The 23122-nt window shown below is 72.5% G+C and carries 20 protein-coding genes and 1 pseudogene; 12 read left to right on the forward strand and 9 right to left on the reverse strand.

What is annotated here, in order from left to right:
- From ABZ484_RS09730 to ABZ484_RS09740, 3 genes and pseudogenes are all read left to right on the forward strand, one after another.
- A pseudogene (locus ABZ484_RS09730) lies at nt 1-285 on the forward strand (S-(hydroxymethyl)mycothiol dehydrogenase); the annotation flags it as partial.
- Nucleotides 285-914, forward strand: coding sequence for an MBL fold metallo-hydrolase (locus ABZ484_RS09735; protein ID WP_358865348.1), 630 nt, complete (start codon nt 285-287; stop codon nt 912-914). The pseudogene ABZ484_RS09730 and the gene ABZ484_RS09735, both read left to right, overlap by 1 nt.
- Before the next feature lie 161 nt (nt 915-1075).
- Nucleotides 1076-2002 (forward strand): SDR family oxidoreductase, encoded by a 927-nt coding sequence (locus ABZ484_RS09740; protein WP_358865349.1) that lies wholly within the window; start codon nt 1076-1078, stop codon nt 2000-2002.
- A 64-nt stretch (nt 2003-2066) separates the two neighbouring features.
- Here the strand turns inward: ABZ484_RS09740 and ABZ484_RS09745 are convergent, their stop codons facing one another.
- A complete protein-coding gene (locus ABZ484_RS09745) occupies nt 2067-2603 on the reverse strand; it encodes a hypothetical protein (protein ID WP_358865350.1) in 537 nt (178 codons plus the stop codon).
- Nucleotides 2604-3280: 677 nt separating this feature from the next.
- Between ABZ484_RS09745 and ABZ484_RS09750 the strand changes: the two genes are divergently transcribed.
- Entirely contained in the window at nt 3281-4300 is a 1020-nt protein-coding gene (locus ABZ484_RS09750; RefSeq protein ID WP_358865351.1) for a glycoside hydrolase family 11 protein, read from the forward strand.
- Nucleotides 4301-4596: 296 nt separating this feature from the next.
- On the opposite strand, the gene ABZ484_RS09755 is transcribed toward ABZ484_RS09750, so the two are convergent.
- The gene (locus tag ABZ484_RS09755; protein ID WP_358865352.1) at nt 4597-5055 is read right to left on the reverse strand and encodes a carboxymuconolactone decarboxylase family protein; all 459 of its coding nucleotides are present in this window, start codon (nt 5053-5055) and stop codon (nt 4597-4599) included.
- An 85-nt stretch (nt 5056-5140) separates the two neighbouring features.
- Between ABZ484_RS09755 and ABZ484_RS09760 the strand changes: the two genes are divergently transcribed.
- From ABZ484_RS09760 to ABZ484_RS09775, 4 genes are all read left to right on the forward strand, one after another.
- The gene (locus ABZ484_RS09760; RefSeq protein WP_358865353.1) at nt 5141-6016 is read left to right on the forward strand and encodes a sigma-70 family RNA polymerase sigma factor; all 876 of its coding nucleotides are present in this window, start codon (nt 5141-5143) and stop codon (nt 6014-6016) included.
- Nucleotides 6017-6090: 74 nt separating this feature from the next.
- Nucleotides 6091-6879: an SDR family oxidoreductase gene (locus tag ABZ484_RS09765; RefSeq protein ID WP_358865354.1), complete on the forward strand. Its 789-nt coding sequence runs from the start codon at nt 6091-6093 to the stop codon at nt 6877-6879.
- Nucleotides 6880-7044: 165 nt separating this feature from the next.
- Nucleotides 7045-7740 carry a L,D-transpeptidase family protein gene (locus tag ABZ484_RS09770; protein WP_358865355.1) on the forward strand — a complete coding sequence of 232 codons (696 nt, stop codon included), beginning with the start codon at nt 7045-7047 and terminating at the stop codon, nt 7738-7740.
- Nucleotides 7741-7843: 103 nt separating this feature from the next.
- The gene (locus tag ABZ484_RS09775) at nt 7844-8029 is read left to right on the forward strand and encodes a hypothetical protein (RefSeq protein ID WP_358865356.1); all 186 of its coding nucleotides are present in this window, start codon (nt 7844-7846) and stop codon (nt 8027-8029) included.
- 120 nt (nt 8030-8149) lie between these two features.
- On the opposite strand, the gene ABZ484_RS09780 is transcribed toward ABZ484_RS09775, so the two are convergent.
- On the reverse strand, nt 8150-9568 hold the full coding sequence (locus tag ABZ484_RS09780; protein ID WP_358865357.1) for a S1 family peptidase: 1419 nt from the start codon (nt 9566-9568) through the stop codon (nt 8150-8152).
- Nucleotides 9569-9759: 191 nt separating this feature from the next.
- Here ABZ484_RS09780 and ABZ484_RS09785 point away from each other — a divergent pair, with 191 nt between their 5' ends.
- Nucleotides 9760-10185, forward strand: coding sequence for a PPOX class F420-dependent oxidoreductase (locus ABZ484_RS09785; protein WP_358865358.1), 426 nt, complete (start codon nt 9760-9762; stop codon nt 10183-10185).
- A gap of 141 nt (nt 10186-10326) precedes the next feature.
- Here ABZ484_RS09785 and ABZ484_RS09790 read toward each other — a convergent pair whose 3' ends face one another.
- Nucleotides 10327-13062 (reverse strand): hypothetical protein, encoded by a 2736-nt coding sequence (locus ABZ484_RS09790; protein ID WP_358865423.1) that lies wholly within the window; start codon nt 13060-13062, stop codon nt 10327-10329.
- A gap of 497 nt (nt 13063-13559) precedes the next feature.
- Between ABZ484_RS09790 and ABZ484_RS09795 the strand changes: the two genes are divergently transcribed.
- A complete protein-coding gene (locus tag ABZ484_RS09795) occupies nt 13560-14822 on the forward strand; it encodes a glycosyltransferase 87 family protein (RefSeq protein ID WP_358865359.1) in 1263 nt (420 codons plus the stop codon).
- Between the two features lie 20 nt (nt 14823-14842).
- Here ABZ484_RS09795 and ABZ484_RS09800 read toward each other — a convergent pair whose 3' ends face one another.
- Nucleotides 14843-15268 carry a zinc ribbon domain-containing protein gene (locus ABZ484_RS09800; RefSeq protein WP_358865360.1) on the reverse strand — a complete coding sequence of 142 codons (426 nt, stop codon included), beginning with the start codon at nt 15266-15268 and terminating at the stop codon, nt 14843-14845.
- 319 nt (nt 15269-15587) lie between these two features.
- Here ABZ484_RS09800 and ABZ484_RS09805 point away from each other — a divergent pair, with 319 nt between their 5' ends.
- Together ABZ484_RS09805 and ABZ484_RS09810 are read left to right on the forward strand one after the other, a co-directional pair.
- Nucleotides 15588-16427: a hypothetical protein gene (locus ABZ484_RS09805; RefSeq protein WP_358865361.1), complete on the forward strand. Its 840-nt coding sequence runs from the start codon at nt 15588-15590 to the stop codon at nt 16425-16427.
- An 85-nt stretch (nt 16428-16512) separates the two neighbouring features.
- Entirely contained in the window at nt 16513-17094 is a 582-nt protein-coding gene (locus ABZ484_RS09810) for a flavin reductase family protein (RefSeq protein ID WP_358865362.1), read from the forward strand.
- Between the two features lie 36 nt (nt 17095-17130).
- On the opposite strand, the gene ABZ484_RS09815 is transcribed toward ABZ484_RS09810, so the two are convergent.
- The 4 genes from ABZ484_RS09815 to ABZ484_RS09830 form a co-directional block, all read right to left on the reverse strand.
- The gene (locus tag ABZ484_RS09815) at nt 17131-19518 is read right to left on the reverse strand and encodes a SpoIIE family protein phosphatase (RefSeq protein WP_358865424.1); all 2388 of its coding nucleotides are present in this window, start codon (nt 19516-19518) and stop codon (nt 17131-17133) included.
- Between the two features lie 149 nt (nt 19519-19667).
- On the reverse strand, nt 19668-20048 hold the full coding sequence (locus ABZ484_RS09820) for a hypothetical protein (RefSeq protein WP_358865363.1): 381 nt from the start codon (nt 20046-20048) through the stop codon (nt 19668-19670).
- 268 nt (nt 20049-20316) lie between these two features.
- Nucleotides 20317-21264: a MurR/RpiR family transcriptional regulator gene (locus ABZ484_RS09825; protein ID WP_358865364.1), complete on the reverse strand. Its 948-nt coding sequence runs from the start codon at nt 21262-21264 to the stop codon at nt 20317-20319.
- Between the two features lie 39 nt (nt 21265-21303).
- Complete coding sequence (locus ABZ484_RS09830) at nt 21304-22920, reverse strand: glycosyltransferase family 39 protein (RefSeq protein ID WP_358865425.1); 1617 nt, start codon at nt 22918-22920, stop codon at nt 21304-21306.
- Nucleotides 22921-23122 lie beyond the last annotated feature (202 nt).

Genomic DNA, 23122 nt, shown 5'->3' on the forward strand with positions numbered 1-23122 from the left:
GCCCGTGACCTGGCCGGCACGGTGGTCCTGGTCGGCGTGCCGACCCCGGAGATGAAGCTGGAGCTGCCGCTGCTGGACGTCTTCGGCCGGGGCGGGGCGCTGAAGTCCTCCTGGTACGGCGACTGCCTGCCCTCCCGGGATTTCCCGATGCTGATCGACCTGCACCGCCAAGGGCGCCTGCCACTGGACAAGTTCGTCACCGAGACCATCCGGCTGGACGAGGTGGAGAAGGCGTTCGAGCGGATGCACGGCGGCGATGTGCTGCGCTCGGTGGTGGTGCTGTGATGACCGCCCGCATCGAACGCCTCGTCACCTCGGGACAGTTCACCCTCGACGGGGGCACCTGGGACGTCGAGAACAACGTGTGGATCGTGGGCGACGACCGCGAGGCGATCGTCATCGACGCCGCCCACGACGCCGAGGCCATCGCGGAGGCGGTCGGCGACCGCCGGCTGACCGCCATCGTGTGCACCCACGCGCACAACGACCACATCGACGCCGCACCAGCCCTCGCGGACCTCACCGGTGCGACGATCTGGCTGCACCCCGACGACCTGCCGCTGTGGCAGATGACCCACCGCGACCGTGACCCCGACGAACACCTGACGGACGGCCAGGTGCTCGAGACGGCCGGCGCCGACCTCACCGTCCTGCACACCCCCGGCCACGCGCCGGGCGCGGTCTGCCTCCATGACCCGGGGCTCGGCGTCGTCTTCACCGGCGACACCCTCTTCCAGGGCGGCCCTGGCGCCACCGGCCGCTCCTACTCCGACTTCCCGACGATCATCGACTCCATCCGCGACCGCCTGCTCCCCCTGCCGCCGGAGACGAAGGTCCTCACCGGCCACGGCGACGCCACCACCATCGGCGCGGAGGCCCCGCACCTTCAGGAGTGGATCGCCCGCGGTCACTGAACGGCCCCGGCGGCCCGACGTGACCGACAGAAGGACGAGAGAAGGACGACAGAAGGACGACAGAAGGACGACAGAAGGACGAGAGAAAGACGACAGAAGATGTCCGGCTTCCGCGCCACCCTCGACGAGGACACCACGGGAAGACGCACAGGAGGCCGGACATGTCACGTCCACATCCACGTTCACTGGAAGGCAAGGTCGCGCTGGTCGCGGGAGCGACACGCGGCGCCGGCCGCGGCATCGCCGTGGAACTCGGCGCGGCCGGCGCCACCGTCTACGTCACTGGACGCAGCACACGCGCCCGGCGCTCCGAGTACGACCGCCCCGAGACCGTCGAGGACACCGCCGAACTGGTGACCGAGGCCGGCGGCCGAGGCATCGCCGTCCCCACCGACCATCTGGAACCCGACCAGGTCCGCGCCCTCGTCGAACGCATCGCCCACGAACAGGACCGCCTGGACGTCCTCGTCAACGACATCTGGGGCGGCGAGAAGCTCTTTGAGTGGGACACCCCCGTCTGGGAGCACGACTTGGCGGCCGGCCTCAGGCTGCTCCGCCTGGCCGTGGAGACACACGTCGTCACCAGCCACCACGCCCTGCCCCTGCTGCTGCGCCGGCCCGGCGGCCTGGTGGTGGAGATGACCGACGGCACCGCCGAGTACAACCGGGACACCTACCGCGTCAATCTCTTCTACGACCTCGCCAAGGCGTCCGTGCTGCGCATGGCCTTCGCCCTGGGCCACGAACTCGGCCCGCGCGGCGCCACCGCGGTCGCGCTCACCCCCGGCTGGCTGCGTTCGGAGATGATGCTGGACCACTTCGGGGTGCGGGAGGAGAACTGGCGCGACGCCCTGGAGCAGGTGCCTCACTTCGCCGTGTCCGAGACTCCGCGCTACGTCGGCCGGGCCGTCGCCGCCCTCGCGGCCGACCCGGACGTGGCGCGCTGGAACGGGCGGTCGCTGTCCAGCGGGGGGCTCGCCCAGGTGTACGGCTTCACCGATGTGGACGGCAGCCGCCCCGACGCCTGGCGGTATCTGGTCGAGGTGCAGGACGCGGGCAAGCCGGCGGACGCGACCGGCTACCGCTGAGCGGACTCACGGGGCCGGCGCGGACGGCGGAGGTACACACGCGGTCGGCATGGACGGCGACGGCTCACGCGGCCGGTACGGACGGAAGCGGTGAGCGCGCCGCATGCCCCGGCGGCAGCTCCAGGTCCGAGCGTACGGCGGCGTAGTAGCCCTCGCGCGCGGCGCGCTGCCGCGCAAGGAGCGTCTGCCAGGCCTCCGGCTCCCGCCGCCCCTCGCGCACGAACCGCTCCATCTCCAGCACCACGGCCACCCAGACCCGGGCCTTCTCCACCGCCTCCTTGCCGCCCAGCATGATCAGTGTCTCGCCCGAGGGCTCCCGGGCGACGGCCGCCTCCGCCAGCAACGGCTGCGCCTCCGCCATCGTCAGGGGGTGCGGATGCGGGTCGGCGCCCAGATGGGAGGCCACCCGGTAGGTCAGCGCGACCGTCTGCTTCAGCGAGCGCGCGTAGTCGGAGTACACCGAGAGCCGCCGTTCCTCCCAACGTGCCGTCCGCTCCCGCAGGAACCGCGCCCGGTCGCTGCGCACGACCGCCAGATACGAGCCCAGCGCGCCGATCACGACGCCGATGAGTGCGGGGAGTTGCTGTATGAACGCGGACATGTGGCGGACGCTATCGGACGGGTGGCACGGAACGGCAGATCAGCACGTCTACCAGCGGTGAATGCCCAGCCGCCTTGCGAACCGACGGCCACGGACAAAAGTAGCGAGGACTAGGGATGATCAGAGATTTCCAGTCGCTGCTTGGGGGCACTCTTCTTGGCGGGCGTCCTCTTCGCCGTCTTCCTCGGAGTAGGCATCTCGTGCACCTGGGCCTCGCTCTCCTCGCCGCGGGAGGCTTGGCGCGGGTCGCGCTCACCGCTGCCCCCGGATCGTAGCCCGTCGCCGCACCGCGACAACCGAAACAGAATCGAAACTTTCGACATGAGGAAAGCGTCTCCTGGTCCGTCAAATCTGCGTAATTTCATAGCGGTTGACCGCCGGTAACGGGTGAGCAGCAAGAACCATCCTCTGACCAGGCATTATGCCTTGCCTGTGAACTGTCTGTCGGTAGAAAGTTTCGAAACATCCACCGAAACTGTTGACACTCCGGGGCGGCGGTCCAGACTGTTCGCCATCGCCGGTGCCCGGTCGCCGGTGATCCGGGTCGCACGCTGACCCGGTTTCCGGCCGCGTCGCTCTGCGCGGTCGGAAGTGTCATGCCCATGTCCTGGACACCGGTGACGGCCACGGGGCGATGGCGCGCGGCACCCCCCCACCCGCACTAGGAGGAACACTTCATGAAAACGCTGACCCACGAGATGCGCCGCAGACGCGGCCTCGTGGCCGCCCTCCGAGGGCTTGTCGCCACGGCGGCGGCGGTCGTGGTGGCCTTCGCGCTGCCCGGCGCGGCCCAGGCCGACACGACCATCAGCTCGAACAGCACCGGTACCAACAACGGCTACTTCTACTCGTTCTGGGAGCAGTCCAGCGGCGCCACCATGACCCTGGGGTCGGGCGGAAACTACAGCCTGACCTGGAACACGGGCTCGCAGAACGTCGTCGCCGGCAAGGGCTGGAACCCGGGCAACTCCGCCAACCCCGTCACCTACTCGGGCACGTGGAACTGCAACGGCAACTGCTACCTGTCGCTGTACGGCTGGTTCCAGAACCCGCTGGTCGAGTGGTACATCGTCGACAACTACGGCAGCTACAACCCGAGCTCGGGCGCGACCAAGCTGGGCTCGGTCAGCAGCGACGGCAGCACGTACGACCTGTACAAGACGACCCGTACCAACGCTCCGTCCATCGAGGGCAACAACTCGACGTTCGACCAGTACTGGGCGATCCGCCAGGCGAAGCGCACCGGCGGCACCATCACCGTGTCGAACATCTTCAACGCCTGGAAGAGCCACGGTCTGACCCTCGGCACCCCGAACTACGAGATCCTGGCCACCGAGGGCTACCAGAGCAGCGGCAGCTCCAACATCACCGTCGGCAGCAGCAGCGGTGGCGGCACCGGTGGCAGCACCCCTCCGCCTCCGAGCGGCGGTGGCGGCTGCACCGTGAACGTCACGGCCGGTGACTCGTGGAGCGACCGGTACAACCTCAATGTCTCGGTCTCCGGCTCCAGCGCCTGGAAGGTGACAGCCAAGATCCCGTCCCCCGAGAAGGTCAGCGCTACCTGGAACGTCAACGCGTCCTACCCCGACGCTCAGACGCTTGTCGCCACGCCTAACGGCAACGGCAACAACTGGGGCCTGACGATCATGAAGAACGGCAGCACCACCTGGCCGACGTTCTCCTGCAGCACCAGCTGAACCACCGCTGATGCGCCGTTGAACCGGCAATGACCGATGCGGCAATGAGGGATGGGTACCGGAACTCCGGTACCCATTCCTCCGCGCTCGGCTCGTCGTGCGGGGTCACGGGCGAGGTGCCGCTCGCGACAACAGCACATGCCAGAGGGGCGGCCGGAACACCGGCCGCCCCTCCTTCATCCTGTTCGGCTACGCTCGCCCCGCTCGCCGATCAGGAGGCTCTGCGATCCGTGGATTGCGGATCGGCCCGCGGGTTGCGTGGATCAGAAGGTCCTGCGCATCAGGACGCGCCGGGCTCAGCCCCAGGTCCTGCCGGCCGGTTCCTTGATGGTGCGGTTGATCCGGTTGAAGAAGTTGGTCAGCGCGATCTCCAGATTGATCGCGCCGATCTGTTCCTCGGTGAAATGGGCGTTGACCTCTTCCCAGGTCTCGTCGGTGACGCCCGGCGCACCGTCCTGCAACCGGGTGGCGGCCTCGGCCAGCGCCAGTGCCGCGCGCTCCGCGTCGGTGTAGAACGGCGCCTCACGCCACGCCGTCACGTTGTGCAGCCGCTCGTCGGTGTCACCGGCCTTCCTGCCCCCGGCGACACTGGCGTGGACGCACGCCGAGCAGCCGTTGATCTGGCTGACGCGCAGGTGGACCAGCGCGAGCAGCTTCGGGTCGACGCCCCCGGCGGCGATCGCCTTCTGGAGATGCTGGATCGCGGTCCACACATCGGGGTCGTTCGCGTTCTTGTTCCTGAGCCGGTTCTCCATGGGGGGTGCTCTCCTTCATCGGGTTACGTTGCGACGTCGGTGCGCGTCATCCCTATGACGGAGCAGCATCCAGGGAGGTAACACCATGGCTGCCACTCATCCCGCGGACCCGATCGCCGAGGCCTTCGAGTCCCACCGCGACCGGCTCCGCGCCGTCGCCCACCGCATGCTCGGATCACATGCCGACGCGGAAGACGTGGTCCAAGAGGCGTGGCTGCGTCTCTCCCGCCAGGACACCGACACCATCGACAACCTCGGCGGCTGGCTGACCACCGTGGTCGGCCGCATCAGCCTCGATGTCCTGCGCTCGGGCCGGACGCGCCCGGAAGTCTCCCTCGACGACCGGCTGCCCGAATTCACCGTGACGCTCGACGACGCTCCCGCCCCGGAGGACCTCGTCGCACTCGGGGACTCCGTCGGCCTCGCGCTCCTTACGGTCCTCGACGCGCTGCGCCCTGACGAACGGCTGACGTTCGTGCTGCACGACGTGTTCGCCGTGCCCTTCGCGGACATCGGCCCCATTCTCGGCAGGTCCGCCGACGCGACCAAGATGCTCGCCAGCCGGGCCCGCAGGAAGGTACAGGCCGCCCGGCAGCCGGCAAGCGTCGTACGACAACAACGCGAGGCGGTCCAGGCCTTCCTGGCCGCGGCCCGTGACGGCCGGTTCGAGGAACTGCTGCAGGTTCTCCACCCCGAAGTGAAGTTCACCGTCCACACCCCGAACGGCATGTTCGTCACGCTCGGGGCCACCGAGGTCGCCACCCGCGCGCGTGTGGCAGGCAGTGCGGCACGAGGACGTGCGGCGACCGTCAACGGCCGCCCCGGCGTCATCTCCTGGAACGAGGACGGCACCCCGGTCTCCCTCCTGGTCTTCACTGTCGCCGACGGCCACATCACGGAGATCACCGCCGTGGTCGACCCGGCCGAACTCGCGCTCATGGACCTGCCGGACCCGGTGTGAATCCCCACCTGTGAACGCGGACGGGGGCCGTACGGTATCTGCCCAAACGATCGCCGCGACGGTAGGTTCTGCCCATGACGGACACGAGGCGGTTCGAGGGACACGGAGTGCTCGTCACCGGCGCGGCCCGCGGCATCGGCGCGGCCATCGCCCGGCGACTGGCCGAGGAGGGGGCGCGGGTCCTGGTCACCGACGCCGACGCGACCGAGGCGGAGAAGACCGCGGGAATCCTGCGGGAGGGCGGACTGGCGACCTGGGCGTACCGCTGCGACGTGGCCGACCGGGACTCCGTGGAGGCGGCCGTCGCGCACGCGGTCGACGCGTTCGGCAGGCTCGACGTGCTGGTCAACAGCGCGGCCCACTGCACCCCCGACACCCCGCTCTTCGAGGACGGCACGGACGAGGTCTGGGATCGCGACCTCGACGTCACCCTGACCGGCGCCCATCGCTGCTGCCGTGCCGCCCTGCCCCACCTGGTGGCGTCCGGCCGGGGCGCGATCGTCAGCATCGGCTCCGTCAACGGCACGCAGGACTTCGGCAACCACGCCTACAGCGCCGCGAAGGCGGGCCTGGTCTCCCTCACCCGTACCCTCGCCGGGCACGCCGCCGCCCGGGGCGTACGCGTCAACTGCGTGATGCCGGGCACGGTCCGCACGTCGGCGTGGGAGGGACGGGACGCCGAACTCGACCGGATCCGCGGGCTGTACCCGCTGGGGCGCATCGGAGAGCCGGACGACATCGCCGCCGCCGTCGCCTTCCTCGCCTCACGTGACGCGGCCTGGATCACCGGCACCACCCTCACCGTCGACGGCGGCCTCACCGCCGTCAACACCGGCTTCCGGACCGCCCTTCGCACCCCCTGACCCCATCCCATTTCCCTCCGGGCGCCCCGGCGGGCGGCTTCCGGGTGTCGAAGGTCACTGTTTCATTTCGGCATGAAGCGGCCTACAACCGATCTCTCCCCATAGCTGTCTATGTGTCCGAGAGCGCGGACACGCGAACGCACCACGGGGGAGAGAAGGACCACGATGAGGGACATCGGCAGGCGGGGAGCCGTCGTACTCGGCGTCACGGGGATGATCGCGCCGCTCACGCTCGCGCTCGGCACGGCGCCGGCACAGGCGGCGAGCTGTACGACGAAGACCGGGCCGTACCAGAAGCAGGTGGAGAAGTTCCTCGGCAGGCCCGTGGACGGACGGCAGTCGGCCGCCGACTGCACGGCCATACGCGCCTTCCAGACCAAGCACGGCATCACCCCGAACATCGGGTACGCGGGTCCGGTCACCTGGGGCGTGATGGATCTCATGAACAAGCAGAAGGCCGTGGGGAAAAAGCCCAACAAGGACGGCAAGTGCCCGACGAACAAGGGCCGCATCGCCTGCGTCAACCTCACCCTGCAACTGAGCTGGATCCAGGACGGCGGCAAGCTCGTGTACGGGCCCGTGCCGGTGCGCACCGGCCGCAACGGCTACGAGACCCGCACGGGCCTGAAGAAGATCTACTGGCGTCACATCGACCACGTTTCGAGCCTCTACAACGTGCCGATGCCCTACAGCCAGTTCTTCGACGGCGGCCAGGCGTTCCACTCGGTGGGCCTGAGCATGTGGAACCCGCCGGGCTCCCACGGCTGTGTGAACATGACCACGAAGGACGCCAAGAAGTACTGGTCGCTGCTGAAGAAGGGCGACGACGTCATGGTGTACGGCCGCAAGCCCGGAACCTGAGGTCCGGAGCGGCGGGTTGCGCCGGATTCACGTGATGAGGGACACGGTCCGGAATGTCCGTATGGCGTGTACTTACTCACAGCGCCTTCACGTCGAGCGGCATATGCTTCACACCATGTCCACCACTGTTGAAGCCGCCTCCGAGCGATCGGCCGCGGAGGTCAACGAGGAGATCCGGGCCCTGTGGCGCCGGGCGGGCGGGACACTCACCACCGAGCAGCGCGAGCTGTACCAGCGCCTCGTCATGGAGTGGGCCGCGGCCGCTCCGCAGTCGGACCGGGCCGCCTGACCGGCCTCGTGGGGCACCCTCGCCGAACGCGCGAAAAGGGTGCCCCCGCCTCAGCGCACCGACCTCTGTTCGCACCGACCGCCGCCGGCCCGTTCCGGCACCGCCCCGGCACCGTCCTGGTCAGCCCCACGTGGCCGAGTAGTACCGCTGGTACGCCTTCCTGTCCTGCTCCGAGCGGATCCACCGGGTCGCCACCAGTGCGATCAGGCTGCCGCCGATGACCAGCAGCCCCGGGCCCACGTTCCTGGGGTCGGTGAGCCGGGCGAGCAGCGTCACCCCGGTCGTCGCGCCCGTCACCGGCGCCGGCGACCCGGGGGAGACGGCGCCGGGCGCGATGGCGCTGTGGGTGGCCTGAGCGGAGGGGGCGGACGGGGCGGCGGAGGCAGCGGCGCCCTGGCCGGTGCCCTGCCGCGGCGCCGACACGATCAGTTTCACACCCAGCGCGGTCAGCGCCTTGGTCACCGGCTGGAAGAACGTCGTCCCGCCCGTCGTGCAGTCGCCGCTGCCCCCCGAGGTCACCCCCAGAGCGATCCCCTCCGAGAACAGCGGGCCACCGCTGTCGCCGGGCTCGGCGCACACCGTGGTCTGGATCAGGCCGGTGACGGTGCCCTCCGGATAGTTCACCGTCGCGTTCAGCCCCGTCACCTCACCGTCGTGCAGCCCGCTGGTACTGCCGCTGCGGAACACCCGCTGTCCCACCGCGGCATCGCCCGCACCCGTGATCCGCACCCCGTTGCCGCCGCCGATCGCCACCACGTCCGCGCCCGGACCGGCCCGGCCCGAGGCGTACTTCACCAGCGAGAAGTCGCTGCCCGGGAAGCTGCCGCCGACCGTCGTGCCCAACTGCCGGCTGCCCTGGCCGTCGGCGAACCAGATGGAGCCGGTGGGCCCGCAGTGACCGGCGGTGAGGATGAAGTCGCCGCGCCCGTCGGTCACGTTGAAGCCGGCCGAGCAGCGCCCGCCGGTCGACAGGATGGGCTGCGCCCCGTTGAGCCGGGTGGTGAACCGGCCCCTGGTGCGCTCCATGTGCACGAACGGGCCGATGCCTTCGGCGACTTGGGACATCCGGCCCCAGTCGGCGGCGGAGACGGTGCTGTCCGCCTCGACCGTCACCCGGTTGGTCCGGTAGTCCGTCACCCACGCCGTGCCGGGCACGCGGGGCGCCGTACGCAGGGCCGCCGTGGCCGATCCCAACTCGTCCATGCTGTGCCGCACGACCTTCGCCTCGGCCCCCGCCCGCCGGACCTCGGCCGCGGCCCCGGTGTCCGTGACGGCCACCACCGGGCGCCCGTCGGCGCCGATCCAACTGCCCGCCGTACGCGCCGTACCCAGCCGTGCCACCAGACCGGCCCCCGTGGAGGCGGCCGTGGTGGCACCCGTGGCGGCGGCCGACCGTACGGAGCCGGGCGTGGCACCGGCGGTGCCGGGAGCCTCGTCCGCCATCGCGGCCTGCGTGACCATCGCTCCTCCGAGGAGGAGTCCCGCCACGGCCGTCAGCCGTGTCACTCGCCTCACGACCCGTCGTCGTGCGTGCCTCATGCCTGGCTCCCGAACACCGAAGACTCCCAACCTCGCGCGGCGCTCCGGTCCTTGGGCGCCCTCCCTCCATACGGGCCGCGGCAGGCCGGCGTTCAGCCCAGGGGGAGTCCCCGCCGTCGTGCGTCGGCGTCGTTCCGGGCCGCGGGTGAGGCAGCCTGTGCCGGGCGGACGAAGCCGCCTATCTTGGGCGCATGAACAGGATCCCGAACGACCCGCCCGGTGAGCCGGATCCCCTCAGCACCCGACTGGCACGGCTCGCGGCCGGCAAGTACCTGCTGCTCACCAGCTACCGGAAGAACGGCAGCCCGGTCGCCACCCCCGTGTGGGTGGTGCGGGACGGCGACGCGCTCGGTGTGTGGACGGCGGCCGACTCCTGGAAGGTCAGGCGGATCCGCAACCGCGCCGGCGTCCTCGTGGGCCCCTGCGACCTGCGCGGCCACCCGACCGGCGACCAGGTCCCGGCGACCGCCGAGATCTGCGACCCGGCCACCACCTCCCGCTACCGGGGCCTGATCGCCCGCAAGTACGGCATCGTCGGCCGCCTCACCCTGCTCGGCAGCCGGCTGCGACGCGGCGAGCAGGGGACCGTCGGGATCCGGGTGACTCTCACCCGCTGACCGGCGCGCGAGGGCCGGCCGGGACGGCACGGCCCCGTGGCGGCGGGAGGCCCCGTGGCGGCGGAAGGCCCCGTCCCGGCAAGAGGCCGTGGTCCGACGGGAGGCCCCGCCCCGGCAGGAGGCCTGACCCCGCCAAGCGGCCTACGACGCGTCCAGCACCGCCCCCGTCAACAGCGCGCCGCCCTCCTGCGGCTCCCAGGAGTCGTCGGTCAGCTGGAAACGCACCGACTCGGCCGGCTCCTCGACGCGGTCCTGAGCCGTCGGGACCGTCACCTCGGTGCTCACCTCGCCCGGCCGGAAGCCCGCGACCAGGTACAGGCCCTGCACCTGGGACAGCGGGCGCTCCGGGTCGGGCGACTCGCCGGAGACGTCCCGCATCCACCCCGCGTCGACGTCCTTCGTGGACAGCTCCGGACCCTGGGGGACGGGCCGCACGAGGAAGGCCGCCACGATGTCGGTGTCGGCCGGTGCCGACAGGCCGATCCGCCACGTCAGCGGCTTCCCCTCGGTCACCCGGTCGGCCACGGGCGTGACCGTGACGGTGGGCCGCGGGTCGTCGTTCTCGACGGTCACCCCACCCCGGTGGGAGCCGACCACCGAGGTGTGCACCGCCTTCACCACCACGTCGTACGGCACGTCCGCACCGAAGCGGGTGTTGCCCTCGACCCGCACCGGCACGTCCACGGAGTGACCGGCCGCCCGCACCGTCACCAGCCTGTCGGCGGCCTTGCCCGTCACCGGGTCCAGGACGTACAGCCGTATCCGACCGGTGCCGTGGCCGGAGACCCGCACCGGCACCCGGAAGGTGCGCACGCCCGAGTCGCCCTCCTTGACGGTGAGGCGGCCGATGTCGATGCGGGGCAGCGCGGCCGCCCGTACCGCCGGGGTGCCGGGGCGCCAGCCCCAGGCGTCCATCAGCCAGGCACGGCCGGAGCGGGTGCGCGGCGTCACCTCCAGCGACGCGATCCTGCGCAGGTCGAGCCCGGCACGGGCGGCGGCGGTCAGCGGGACCCGCAGCTCGCGCGCCCAGTAGGAGGCGGTCCGCTCGGTGCCCGGCAGACCGTCGACGCGTACCCGGCCGAGCACGGCCCGGTGGCCCGAGGCGTCGGTGAGGGCAACGTCCAGCCGGGTGCCGGAGGTGTTCGGCGGCACGAAGAGGCGCAGCGCCAGGCTCCCGGAACCCTTCAGCGACACGGGCGCGGTATACCGTATCCGTGCCGTCGATCCGGCGGCGGACCAGCGCAGCGCGACCGCGCGGCGGCCGGTCTCCCGGGCGGTGTCCCACTGGGCGAAGTGCGGTGACAGGCCGGCGGTGCCGGAGCCGAGGCAGGCCGTGGACGGGCTCGGGTCCACCGCCGAGCACAGCCGGCCCCCGGTCACCGAGACCGGCCCGTCCGGCAGGAGGCCGCCGGTGCGGCCGGCGCCGACGGCGTGGGTGAGCACGCGCGCCGGGTCCGCGGACGGCGCCCGGAAGCCGGAGCCGTCGAGCAGCGGGCGCACCCGGTCGTCGCCGGCGACGAACAGCCGGGCCGCCGCGGCGATGTAGGTGGCACCGGCACGGTGCTGCCGGTCGGCGGTCAGCCGGGTGCGGGTGCCCGGCGAGCAGACCGGGTCCCGGTGCTCGGGGTCGTCGTAGAAGTCGTCCTCGGCGGGCGCCTGCGCCTTGCCCGGGGTCCACTCGGTGTTGAAGAAGTTGTGGTCGGCGCCGATCACGTACACCGCGCTGTGCAGGGCGGTGCCGCGGCTGACCCCGCGGGTGCCGTCGACGTACACCTCGCCCTGAAGGTCGGAGACGTCGCCGTCGCAGCCGGGCAGGATCGTCGTGGACGGCACATCGGCGACCGGATTCTGGCCGAAGATCGTCGGACCGATCAGCACGGTGCCGCTGATGTGCCAGCGGGCCGGCCCGTGATAGCCGTCCTGGTCGGCGGGCGGCGGGTAGAGGCTGTCCATGGCCGCCCGGTTGACGCCTTCGCCGCCGCGCGAGTGCCCGACCAGCAGGACGCGCGACAGGTCGGCCGTCGGCGCGCGGCGCACGGCGCCGGGCGCGGTGGACGGGTGGGCGGCCCAGCCGGCCCACCGGGCCAGATGCTGTCGGACGAGCGAGGAACGGGCCTGGGCGCCGCCGTCCTCGGCCGCCCAGTCCTGCCCGTTGATGCCGTTGGCCGAGATCGACACCGTCACATAGCCCTGCGAGGCCAGGAGCCGCTGGTCCTCGAGATAGCCGCGGTAGCTGGGAATCGGCCGGGTGCCGGCCGGGCAGGGCCAGTCGCCGGTGACGTCCTCGCCGTGCGGCTTGTAGCAGGTGGCGTGGCGGCCGTGCAGGAACAGCGCGAGCGGCCGGCGGCCGGGCGCGCCCTGCGGCGCGACCACCACGCCCCGCATCTCGACCGGTGCGGAGAACCCGGGCAGCCGCACCGACGTGAGGCTGTACTCGCCCGTCACGGTGCGGTACGGGCCCGGTCTGCCCGGGTCGACGGCGTTCGCGGGGAGGGCGGCGGGCGGCTGCGCCGCCGCGAGGGAACGTTGGCCGGGCGTTCGTGTCGTGGCGCCGGGTGTGTCCAACCGCCGCCCGGCCGCGCGGGCTTGCAGGCCGTGCAGGCCGGTGGTGCGGGCAATGCCCAGGCCGAGGCGGAAGGTGCGGCCGTCCCCACCGGGCCTCGGCCGCCCGATCAGCCGGTCGCCCGCGTAGAACTCGACACGCGCGTCGCCCATGGGCACCGGAGTGGCCGAGTGCCACTCCAGCTGCCGGGCGGCTCCTTCGCCGGTGAGGCGCCAGCCCGGCGGAAGCCCGTCGCCGTCCGCGTTCGACGTGAACGGCCGGTCGGCATGGGGCGGTTGAGGCTGCGCTGCCGATGCGGGCGCCGTCCCCGCCATGGCGAGCAACGCCACGGCGGTGGCACCTATGCACCGGGCACGGATCCGGGCACGGATCAAGGGTCCCCTCCTTGGAGTTCCCGGCAGGCGCGCACGTCCTGCCGCACACGAGCTCAGGCGCCCCGTCGGTCCGGAGGGCCGCTCGCGTCCCGGAGGACGGGGTTGCCCGGCTGTGGGTTGCCTGTGAAGGGGAGAAGGGCGGCGCCGGCGACACGGTCACGCCAACCGGCCGCGAACCGGCGGCTTCGGCCCGGGGATTGCGGTTGTCCGACGTGGGACGGGCGGGCAGGTGGAGCCGGGATGACACATATGTTCCGCGGGTTGTTTCCCCGCGCGGCGGCGTTTCGCGGGACGTGCGTCCGGCTAGGTTGTGGGCGCCGCGGACAGGGCCCGGCACCGCCGGCCGGCCTGTGTCGCGGCGGGTTGGACGGTGCCGCGGCGGGTGTGACGGTGGCGTGGCGGTGTGACGGCGCCGCGGACGTGACGGAGCTGGTGGAGTGAAGGGAATCCTGGCCCGGAGCCGGGGAATCGGCGAGTGGCTCATCGCTCGTGCCGGCTGGTGTCTGGCCGGCTCCCTGGCGCTGTACGCGCTGACCGTCGTCACGCATCCGTCCCACCCGCTGGACCTGCGCGTCTACCGCGAGGCATCGCCGCACGTGCTCTCGGGCGGTCTGTACGACTACGTGGTGCGCACCGGTCCGCCCATCCCCGAGCTGCCGTTCACCTACCCGCCCTTCGCCGCGCTGCTGTTCCTGCCGCTGGCGCACCTGCCCTGGGCGGTGCTGGTCGCGCTGTGGCAGGCGGTGTCCCTGGCGGCCCTGCTCGTCATCACGGTGTGCGCCCTGCGGCTGCTCTCCCCGGGTCCCGGCGCCCGCGTCCGGGACCTCGCCCTGCTCTGGGCGGCCGCCGGTCCCTGGCTCGAACCCGTGCGGCACACCCTCGACCAGGGCCAGGTCAATCTGCTGCTGGGCGCCGTCGTCCTCGGGGGACTGGCTCTGTCCCGTACGGCGGCGGGGCGTGGCGCGGCCGTGGGTCTGGCGGCGTCGGTGAAACTGACGCCGGCCGTCGGCGGACTGTATCTGCTGGCCACCCGGCAGTGGCGCGCGGCGGGGTGGGCGGCCGCGACCGGCTGTGCGACCGTGGTCCTGGCCTGGTGCCTCGCCCCGGACGCCTCGGCACGGTACTGGTCGGACCTGGTGACGGACACGGCGCGGGTCGGCCCGGTGTGGTCGGTGCGCAACCAGTCCCTGCGCGGAGCGCTCACCCGGCTGCTCGGCCCCGACGTGACGGACTCGGCCCTGTGGTGGGCGGCGCTGGCGCTGGTGACCCTGGCGGCGGCCTGGGCCCTGCGCCGCCGCGTCCGGCGGGGCGACCTGCTCGGCGTCCTCGTCACCGTGGAGCTGTACGGGCTGCTGGTGTGCCCCATCTCCTGGAGCCATCACTGGGTCTGGTGCGTGCCCGCCATGATCTGGCTGGCCCACGGCCCCGGCCGGCGGCGGCCGCTCAGCCGGATCGCCCTCGCCCTGTGGGCGCTGGTCACCGTCACCCGCCTGGTGCCGCGTCTCATCGGCGTGGAGGACCGGCTGGCGCATCCGGGCCCGTACCCCGAGCTGCTCGCCTGGCCGGGCAGCGTCTACGCCGTCTGCGCGGTGCTGACCTTCCTGGCCCTGGCCCTGGGACCGGCCCGCGAGGACCAGCGCGCCGGTGTCCCCGGACCGGAACGGTCGCGGGACCTGCCGCACCCGAGGGTGCTGTTGTGACGGCGGTGGCCGAGAGAGCGTCAGCTCCAGGCGCTGTACGGCTCGTCGACCAGCTGGAAGACCGGTTCGCCCCGCACCGGGTCCTTGGCGGTGGACAGCCGCACCCGGTCGCCGCCGTGGATGCCGATCAGCGGCCCCATGACCCGGCCGCGTACCACGAAGCCCTCGCCCATCTCTATGAGCGACACATTGCGGGCGGCGGGGGTGTTGCGGTGCACCACCGTGGAGTGGCGGACCGTGCCCGTGCCCGCGCTGCGCTCGGTGCGCAGCTCGCTGCCCCGGCACACCGGGCACAGCACCCGGTGGAACATCGTCGTCCCGCACCAGGTGCAGCGCTGGAAGTACAGGGCGTCCTGGTCGTGGGCGCCGGGCTCGAGGAGGCCGGTCGCGGAGCCTGCCGTGGCGCCGGCATCCGTATGAGCCGCGCTGCCTGAGTAGTGGTACACGCTGGTCAACTCCCTGCGCTCGGCCGGAATCCGGCGTGCCCGGCCACCCGTGCACGCCCGTGCGCGGTACCCGTGCCACCGTGCACGGCCAACAGAGTATGGCACTCAGTGCCAGACGTAAAGGTACTCCGTACCAAAATCTGGGTTCTTCGCGGTACGGAGTACCGTCACGCGGGGAAAGGGTGGGGGGCGGCTCCGGCGACCATGGCACTCAGTGCAGTGATCGAGGGCGACCGAGGGCCAGGCGAGCGCTCCGACCTGCCCGCAGTAACCTTTCCTCGCCCTCCTTCCACCGGACACAGCACCCCGGGAGCCCCGCATGCCGTCCGCACGCCCACGCCTGCTGTACGTCACCGACCTGGCGTATCCGGCGCGCGGACGCCGCTACTGCGACGAGGACATACGGCTGACCGCCCGCCTTCGCGAGGAGTTCGACCTGGCCCTGTGCCACCCGCGGGACGCGGCGGCCCTGATGGACGCCTTCGACGCCGTCGTCGTCCGCAACAGCGGTCCCGTCCTGGAGTACCGGGCGGCCTACGACGACTTCCGGACCCGGGCCCTGGCCGGCGGAACACGGGTCTACAACCCGCTCACGGGCCGGGGCGACATGGCCGGCAAGCAGTACCTCCTCGACCTGACCGCCGCCGGGTACCCGGTCATCCCCACCGTGGACCGTCCCGAGGACCTGCGCCTGCTGCCCGCCGCCGACCGGTACGTGGTCAAACCGAAACTGGGCGCCGACTCCATAGGGCTGCGCGTCGTCACCGCCGACCGGCTGCCCGGTCTGGTCGACGGCACCGTCCTCGCCCAGCCGCACATCGACTTCGCCCACGAGATCTCCTTCTGCTTCGTCGACCACGACTTCCAGTACGCCCTGTACGCCCCGGACCCCGGGCGGCGCTGGGAGTTGCGGCCGTACGAACCCACCCGGGACGACCTGGAGTTCGCCCGGCGTTTCATCGAGTGGAACGCCCTCGACCACGGCATCCAGCGCGTGGACGCCTGCCGCGCCCCGGACGGGCAACTGCTGCTGGTCGAGCTGGAGGACCTCAACCCGTATCTGTCGCTGGACGCCCTCGACGACACGGTCCGGGACGCCTTCGTCGCCGCGATGACGCGTTCCCTGCGCGGCTTTCTCGCCGCCGGGGGGAAGGCGTAGCGAACGGGCGGACGCGGCCGTGATGTGCTGAGCTGGTGCCGCCGGACGGGCACGGAGACCGGCGCGGCGGACGGAGGGCTACGGAATGACGGGCGTGGACGCGTTCCTGGGGCGGCTCGACCCCGAGATGTACGTGGTGACGGCCGCGGCGGGCGGGGAGCGGGCGGGCTGCCTGGTCGGGTTCGCCTCGCAGTGTTCCATCGATCCGCTGCGCTTCGTCGTGTGGCTGTCCAAGGTGAACCGCACCTTCAGGGTGGCCGAGCGGGCGGACCGGCTCGCCGTGCATCTGCTGGCCCGAGATCAGTACGCCCTCGCCGAGCTCTTCGGCGGCAGCACCGGCGACGACGGCGTGGACAAGTTCGCTGATGTGCCCTGTACCCGGCGGCAGGGCGGCGCCGTCGTGCTCGACGACGCGCCCGCCTGGTTCATCGGCCGGATCGTCCGGCGCGCCGACGGCGGGGACCATGTGGGGTTCGTGCTGGAGCCGGTGGAGTCCGGAGGGCGGGCCGGACGGGAGGAACCAGGGGAACGAGCCGAACAAGGGGAACGAACCGAACGAGGCGAAGAAGGTGAACAGGGCGAACCAGGAGAACACGGGGGACGGGGTGACCCGTTGCTGCGTCTGACGGACGCGGCCGCCATCCCACCGGGCCACCCGGTGGACTGACCCGGCCACCGGGTGGATCGGGAAAGTCCGGCCGGGCTATGACGGTTCCGCCGGGACCCTGATGTCCAGGACGCAGACGTCGTCCCGCCGTTCGCCCTTGAGCATCGCGGTCAGGAGCGGGCCGAGCGAGCCGGGCGCGTCCGTGCGGCGGGCCGCCGCGGCCTCGGCGAGGCGTTGCAGGCCGTCCTGGATGCTCTCGCCGGGCCGCTCGACCAGGCCGTCGGTGAAGAGCAGCAGCCGGTCGCCGGGCTCCAGCCGGCACTCGGCCTCCTCGAAGTGCGGAGTCTCGGACGCTCCCAGCAGCACCCCGCGCGGGCGTTCGAGGTAACGGGCCTCGCCCCGGCGCAGCAGCAGCGGCGGCAGATGGCCGGCCTGCGCCCACAGGAGCCGGTGCTCGTCCGGCTGGTACCGCGCCAGCACCATGGTCGCCGTGCCGTGTGTGTCGCGGGAGTGCAGCAGCAGCGTGTTCAGCCGGGCGAGCGCGCCGGTCAGCGAGGAGCCCGTGAAGATCATGCCCTTGGCGGTGAACCGCAGCTGGGCCATGGTGGCCACCGCGTCGATGCCGTGCCCGGCGACGTCCCCCACCACGAACAGCGCGTCCCCGCCCGGGAGTTCGATGGCGCTGAACCAGTCGCCCCCGACGTGGATCCCGGACTCGGCGGGCAGATAGGCGAGGTCCACCCCCAGCCCGGCCAGGCGCACGGGCCGGCGCGGCAGCGGCAGCAGCGCGTGCTGGAGCCGGCCGGCCAGCGTCCGCTCGGCCTGGAGGATCCCGTGCTGCGTCAGCATCGCCCGCTCGCTCTCCACCAGGGCCAGCTCCGCGCTGCGCTGCGCGGTGAGGTCCTGCACGAAGCCATGGACCTCGGCCGGTGTGCCCGCGGCATCCGCCACGGCCTCGGCGACGGCCCGCAGGTGCCGCACACCGGACGACGTCCTGAGCCGGAACGGCACGTCGAACTGCTTGCCGGCGTCGAGGAGTTCCCGCACGGCCCGGGCGAGCGCGGGCTCGTCCTCCGGCAGAGCCAGCTTCGGCAGTTCCTCCAGCCGCACCGGACCGTGGACCGGATCGCGCTCGAACAGCGCGTAGACCTGGGACGACCAGACGGCCTCGCGGGTGACCAGGTTCCATGTGGCCCAGCCCAGACGGCCGAGGCGCTGCAGATCCGCCAGACGCTGCTCCTGCCGGTCGGAGGAGTCCTGGCGCAGCCAGGTGACCAGCAGCCCGTCGCCCACGCGGCAGGCCCGCACCGAGTACGTGGACAGCTCCTGGGCGCCGGCCACGAGTTCCTGCTGCGCGTACGGCTCGCTCTCGTAGGGCTCACCGGTGTCGAGGACGCCCAGCCAGCCCTGCCACAGCGGTTCCTCGGCGACGGCCGGCCAGCACTCCAGGATGCGCAGCCCGGTGAGCTCGCGTCCGCTGCGTCCGGTCACATCGACGGTCTGCGGGCTGGCGGCGTCGATGCGGTAGTCCTCGACCTCGCCCGAGGCCGACCGCAGCGGGGTGAGCAGCAGGGTGGTGCCGGGCAGCGCCTCGAACAGGGCGTGGACCTCGTCCGGGGCGCTTCCGGTGAGGTGCTCGGGGCGGGCGTCGAAGGCGCGCAGCCGGCCGGCGCACAGCCGGGCGGCACCGCGCAGCAGTTCCCGGGCGTGCGGGCTGAACGGCCCGCCCCGGGAGCGGAGTACACCTATGGCCACATGGGCCGGGCTCCCGCCCACCACCGGCAGCCAGGCCCGGGACCGCCACTGCTCGGCGGGGTCGCCGATCAGCAGGTGCCGCTCGCTGCCCTCCGCGTCCGCGGCGAGGTCCTCCAGCCAGCGCGGCTCACCGGCGTCGAGCGCGTCCAGCGCGGGGACCCCGCTGAGCGGCGGCACGTGCCGCCACTGGTCCGCCAGGGTGTCGTCGACGCCGGCGTGGCCGATCAGCTCCAGCCCTCCGGCGGGCAGCCGCCGGTAGAGGATCACCGCGTCCGCACCGACGGGTTCGGCGAGGTGCTCCCGCAGGCAGTGGGCCAGGTCGTGCGGGGTGCCGGCGCGGACCAGGGCCCGGCCGAGTATCGCGAGGACGGCGGAGTCGCCGCCCGGTCCGCCCGCCGCGGGTGCGGCGACGACGCCGGGGGACGGGGCCGGGCCCCGTGTGCTGCCGAGGCCGGGGCCGGCCGGGGCGGCGGAGACGGTGGCCGCGGAGTCCGGGGCCGTCGCGCCGCCGGTGTGGGCGAGCGGGGGCACCAGGGTGCCGAGCGTGATCCAGCACTCCTCCACCAGCGTGCGGCTCGAGGCCCTGGCACGCTGGAGCAGTTCCTCGTGCGCGGCCTCCGGGGAGCAGCCGGTCAGCGCCATCAGCGCCCCCTTGGCCCGCTCGATCACGGCGGAGGTCGCCACCCGCTCCTGGAGTCGGTCCAACTCGGCCCGCTGCCTGGCCACCATCCTCGCCAGCGCCGCGGTGTCGGGTGCGGGGCCGGAGTCCGCGGAGAAGCCGGAATCGCTGGTCACGCGACGAGCATCGCACATCGGAACCGGTCTGATCACAGGATTGTCGGTCCGTATTCGTGCGAGAAGACGGTGCGGATGGGTTCTCAGCGGCCTCCGCCGCGTCCCACCAGTGCCTCCGACACCGCCCGGACACTGCGGGCGATGTGCTGGAGCTGCAGCAGTTCCGCTGCGTACAGCTTGATCGTGTGCTCGATGACGGACTCCGGCATGCCGAGCCGGGGCAGGTCGGAGCGGGCGGTCTGCAGGGCGGTGCGGGCCACCCGGATCTCCTGTTGGACCTGGATCTGCGCGTGCCGGGCGAGCAGGACGGGGTGGCGCACCATCGCGGGGTAACCGCCGTAGCGCGCGGGCACCAGTTCACGCAGCCACCTGGTCGCCGAACGCTCCCAGTCGTAGCTGCCGGGGGCCTTGACCTGGCAGGGCCAGTCCGGGCTGGTGCGCGTGGTCGTCACAGGCATGATCATCGCTTCCGGGTGTGCGGCGTCGTGGAGGGTGGTCCGACGAGGGCGAGGCGGCCCCGGCCTAGGGGATGACCGGGGCCGCCGCGGGCGCACGCGCAGGCGGTGCCCGACCGGACGCCCCGTGGAACGCGCCCGGAGTGGGCCGGCCGCGATCCGTGAGCAGTATTTATATATGCCATCCGCTTTTCAAGACGTATGAAAACATTCATGCCTGCTTTGAACGGCATGCTCCCCATACGTTCCGACCAGTTCCGCGAGCGATCCGTCCTCGTCAGTCCTTGAGGAAGAACTGGTGCTGGTCCGCGAGCTGCTCGTACTCCTCCAGCCGGGCCTGGGTCCGCTCCGGGTCGGCGTCGGTCATGGCCTGGAGCAGGGCCGCGCACATCACCCCGGGCCCGGCGTAGGAGTCGAACACCAGGCGGGAGCCCGTGCCGGTGGCGAAGGTGACGTCGGCCTCGTCCGCCACCGGGCCGAGCGCCAGGTCGGTGATCAGCGCCACCTTCAGCCCGGCGCTGCGGGCGACCCGGACGGCGGTGAGGGTCTCGTGCGCGTGCCGGGGCAGGGAGAAGGCCAGCACCCAGGTGCCGCCGGCCTCACGGGACTGGAGCAGCGCGTCGTAGGCGACGCTCCCGCCGAGGGTGACCAGCCGCACGTCGGGGTGGATGCGCCGGGCGGCGTAGGCGAAGTACTCGGCGAGCGAGACGGAGATGCGCAGCCCGAGCACGGTCAGCGGGGTGGACCGCGACAGCTCGCGGCCGACGCTGATCACACGGTCGGGGTCGGCGAAGTCCCGGCGCAGGTTCTCCAGGTTCTCGATCTCGGCGTCGACCGCGGCCTGGAGTTCGTTGGCCCGGTCCTCCTCCGCCGCGCCCGGACCGCTCGCGAGCGTCCTGAGCGCGATGGACTGGAGCTTCTCGCGCAGCGCGGGATAGCCGCTGAAGCCGACCGCGCCGGCGAACCGCGTCACGGACGGCTGGCTGACGCCGACCCGGTCCGCGAGCTCGGTGATCGACAGGAAGGCCGCCTCGGCGATGTTCTCGATCAGGTACTGGGCGATGCGACGCTGCCCGGGAGACAGGTGGGGCCCGTCGAAGAGCTCTCTGAGCTGGGACGCCGGGGCCGCCTCCGCCTCCGGCACCGTCTTGCCCGCGGTGATCGCGGACGCCTGTGCCCGGGCCTGCTGCGGCGATGGCGCCTGGGCGCCTTCATTGTCTCCCACAGAGGTTCAACATAGCTCACTCACCGTCATGACCAGGGCTCACCGCCGGTAGAGCGTGATCGAGTGACCGACCTCGCCGACCGGGCGGGCGGACCGGATCAGAGCGGCCAGCCGCCCCTTCGCCTTGGCGGCCGCCGAGTCCGACACCACCAGCAGACCGCGCACCCGCTCCGGGGGCACCCCGCGCGGATCGGCCGCGTGGATGCCGTAGAAGGAGGGCACCCCGCTGCCCTTGTAGACGAGCCAGATCCGTTCCCGCGGGTACCGTGCGCGCAGCCGGTCGGCCAGTCGGCCCAGGTCCTGGCCCCAGTCCACGTTGGAGTCGTGCAGCCGCAGATGCGTCTTCGCCGGCCCGCCGAACGCCTCGTTGGAGTACGGCAGGTAGTACGGGAACGTCCGCAGCGAACTGACCCCGACACACACGACCAGCGCGGCCACCACGGCGAGCCGCCGCCGCGCGCGGCGGACGGCCGGTGCCCCGGCCGCGAGGGGGACCGCGCGCGCCGCGACGGTGACCGTAGCGGCCGCGGCGACGGCCAGGAACATGGGCAGGAACAGCGCGTACCGGGTGCCGAAGTCGCGCGAGGAGTGCATGGCCCCGGCCAGCAGCACCGCGGGCGGGGCCAGGACGTACGGTGCCGCGCGCCGCAGCCGTCGCACGGCCACCAGGGCCACGGTCCCGGCGGCCCACAGGGCCAGCGCGCCCAGCGGTGTCTTCACCAGCAGTGCGACCGGCAGGTAGTACCAGCGCGCCCCGGTGTACACGTGCCCGAACAGGAATCCCTGCCAGGCGTGGGCCTCCAGCCCGAACTGGATCCGCATCCCGTCGCGGTACGACCCGGGCAGCGGCAGCAGATCGACCAGCGCCCCGCGCAGCCCGTGCACGGCGGGCACGATCTGCCGGGAGGGCGGGCGCAGGTGCGGGTCGACGACCAGATACGAGACCCATACGACGGCGACCGCGACCGCCCCGGCGACGGCGGCCCGCCCGGCACCGGCGGCCAGGGCCCGCGCGGCCACGGCCCGAGTGCCGCCGTCGGCGGCGCGACGGCGGCCTCCCGTCCAGGCCGTCAGTGCCGCGAGCGCCAGCAGCACCGGCACGGCGGGCAGCGCGTTCATCTTGGTCGCCACGGCCGCGCCGAGCGCCGCCCCGGCCAGAGGGACGTACGGCCGTGGCCGCCGCCGTGCCCGCCACATCAGCCACGCCGAGACGAGCACGAAGCCCGCCGCGGGCACGTCCAGCGTGGCCAGCGAGCCGTGCGCGATCAGATCGGGCGAGAACGCGTACAGGGCGAGGGCCACGAGCGCGCCCGCGGTGCCGGCGAGCTCCCGGGCGAACGCGAACACCACCAGCCCGAACAGCAGGGTCACGACGATCACCGGCAGCCGGGCCCACAGCATCAGCCGCCACGGGTCGTTGCCCGACTCGTACAGCAGATGCCGTCCGAGCCGCCCCTGGTCGCCGGTGAACGAGGCGTCGAAGCGAGGGCGGGCCGCGGCGACCCCTGCCGCGATCAGCAGCTTGCCGAGCGGCGGGTGTTCGGGGTTGTACGCCAGGCTGTGCTCGTGGAGGTAGACGGCCGCCGTGCCGACGTACACGGGCTCGTCGATGGTGGGGGTCTGCTCGGCCGCCGCCGTGACCATCGCGACGGCCATCTGCGCCAGCAGCAGGACCGCGGCGAGCGGCACCAGCCACCGCCGGTGCCGCCGCAGGCCGCCGTACACACGCGCCGTCCTCGCGCCCCCGGCCGCGCCGGGCGACTCGGGGGACGTCTCACCGGCGGACGTACGACTGGCGGAAGCCTGACCGGCTGATGCACGACCGGCGGAAGCCCGACGGGCGGAAGCCTGACCGGCC

It is taken from the genome of Streptomyces sp. NPDC006393 (assembly GCF_040628575.1).
Lineage (GTDB): Bacteria > Actinomycetota > Actinomycetes > Streptomycetales > Streptomycetaceae > Streptomyces.

Coding starts and splice junctions, on each gene's coding strand:
- ABZ484_RS09735 (WP_358865348.1), top strand. CDS start 285: ATGACCGCCCGCATCGAACGCCTCGTCACCTCGGGACAGTTCACCCTC.
- ABZ484_RS09815 (WP_358865424.1), bottom strand. CDS start 19,518: ATGGTGGCCAGGCAGCGGGCCGAGTTGGACCGACTCCAGGAGCGGGTG.
- ABZ484_RS09805 (WP_358865361.1), top strand. CDS start 15,588: ATGCCGTCCGCACGCCCACGCCTGCTGTACGTCACCGACCTGGCGTAT.
- ABZ484_RS09790 (WP_358865423.1), bottom strand. CDS start 13,062: ATGGCGGGGACGGCGCCCGCATCGGCAGCGCAGCCTCAACCGCCCCAT.
- ABZ484_RS09810 (WP_358865362.1), top strand. CDS start 16,513: ATGACGGGCGTGGACGCGTTCCTGGGGCGGCTCGACCCCGAGATGTAC.
- ABZ484_RS09785 (WP_358865358.1), top strand. CDS start 9,760: ATGAACAGGATCCCGAACGACCCGCCCGGTGAGCCGGATCCCCTCAGC.
- ABZ484_RS09830 (WP_358865425.1), bottom strand. CDS start 22,920: ATGGCCGTCGCGATGGTCACGGCGGCGGCCGAGCAGACCCCCACCATC.
- ABZ484_RS09745 (WP_358865350.1), bottom strand. CDS start 2,603: ATGTCCGCGTTCATACAGCAACTCCCCGCACTCATCGGCGTCGTGATC.
- ABZ484_RS09760 (WP_358865353.1), top strand. CDS start 5,141: ATGGCTGCCACTCATCCCGCGGACCCGATCGCCGAGGCCTTCGAGTCC.
- ABZ484_RS09755 (WP_358865352.1), bottom strand. CDS start 5,055: ATGGAGAACCGGCTCAGGAACAAGAACGCGAACGACCCCGATGTGTGG.
- ABZ484_RS09770 (WP_358865355.1), top strand. CDS start 7,045: ATGAGGGACATCGGCAGGCGGGGAGCCGTCGTACTCGGCGTCACGGGG.
- ABZ484_RS09765 (WP_358865354.1), top strand. CDS start 6,091: ATGACGGACACGAGGCGGTTCGAGGGACACGGAGTGCTCGTCACCGGC.
- ABZ484_RS09820 (WP_358865363.1), bottom strand. CDS start 20,048: ATGATCATGCCTGTGACGACCACGCGCACCAGCCCGGACTGGCCCTGC.
- ABZ484_RS09775 (WP_358865356.1), top strand. CDS start 7,844: ATGCTTCACACCATGTCCACCACTGTTGAAGCCGCCTCCGAGCGATCG.
- ABZ484_RS09780 (WP_358865357.1), bottom strand. CDS start 9,568: ATGAGGCACGCACGACGACGGGTCGTGAGGCGAGTGACACGGCTGACG.
- ABZ484_RS09740 (WP_358865349.1), top strand. CDS start 1,076: ATGTCACGTCCACATCCACGTTCACTGGAAGGCAAGGTCGCGCTGGTC.
- ABZ484_RS09750 (WP_358865351.1), top strand. CDS start 3,281: ATGAAAACGCTGACCCACGAGATGCGCCGCAGACGCGGCCTCGTGGCC.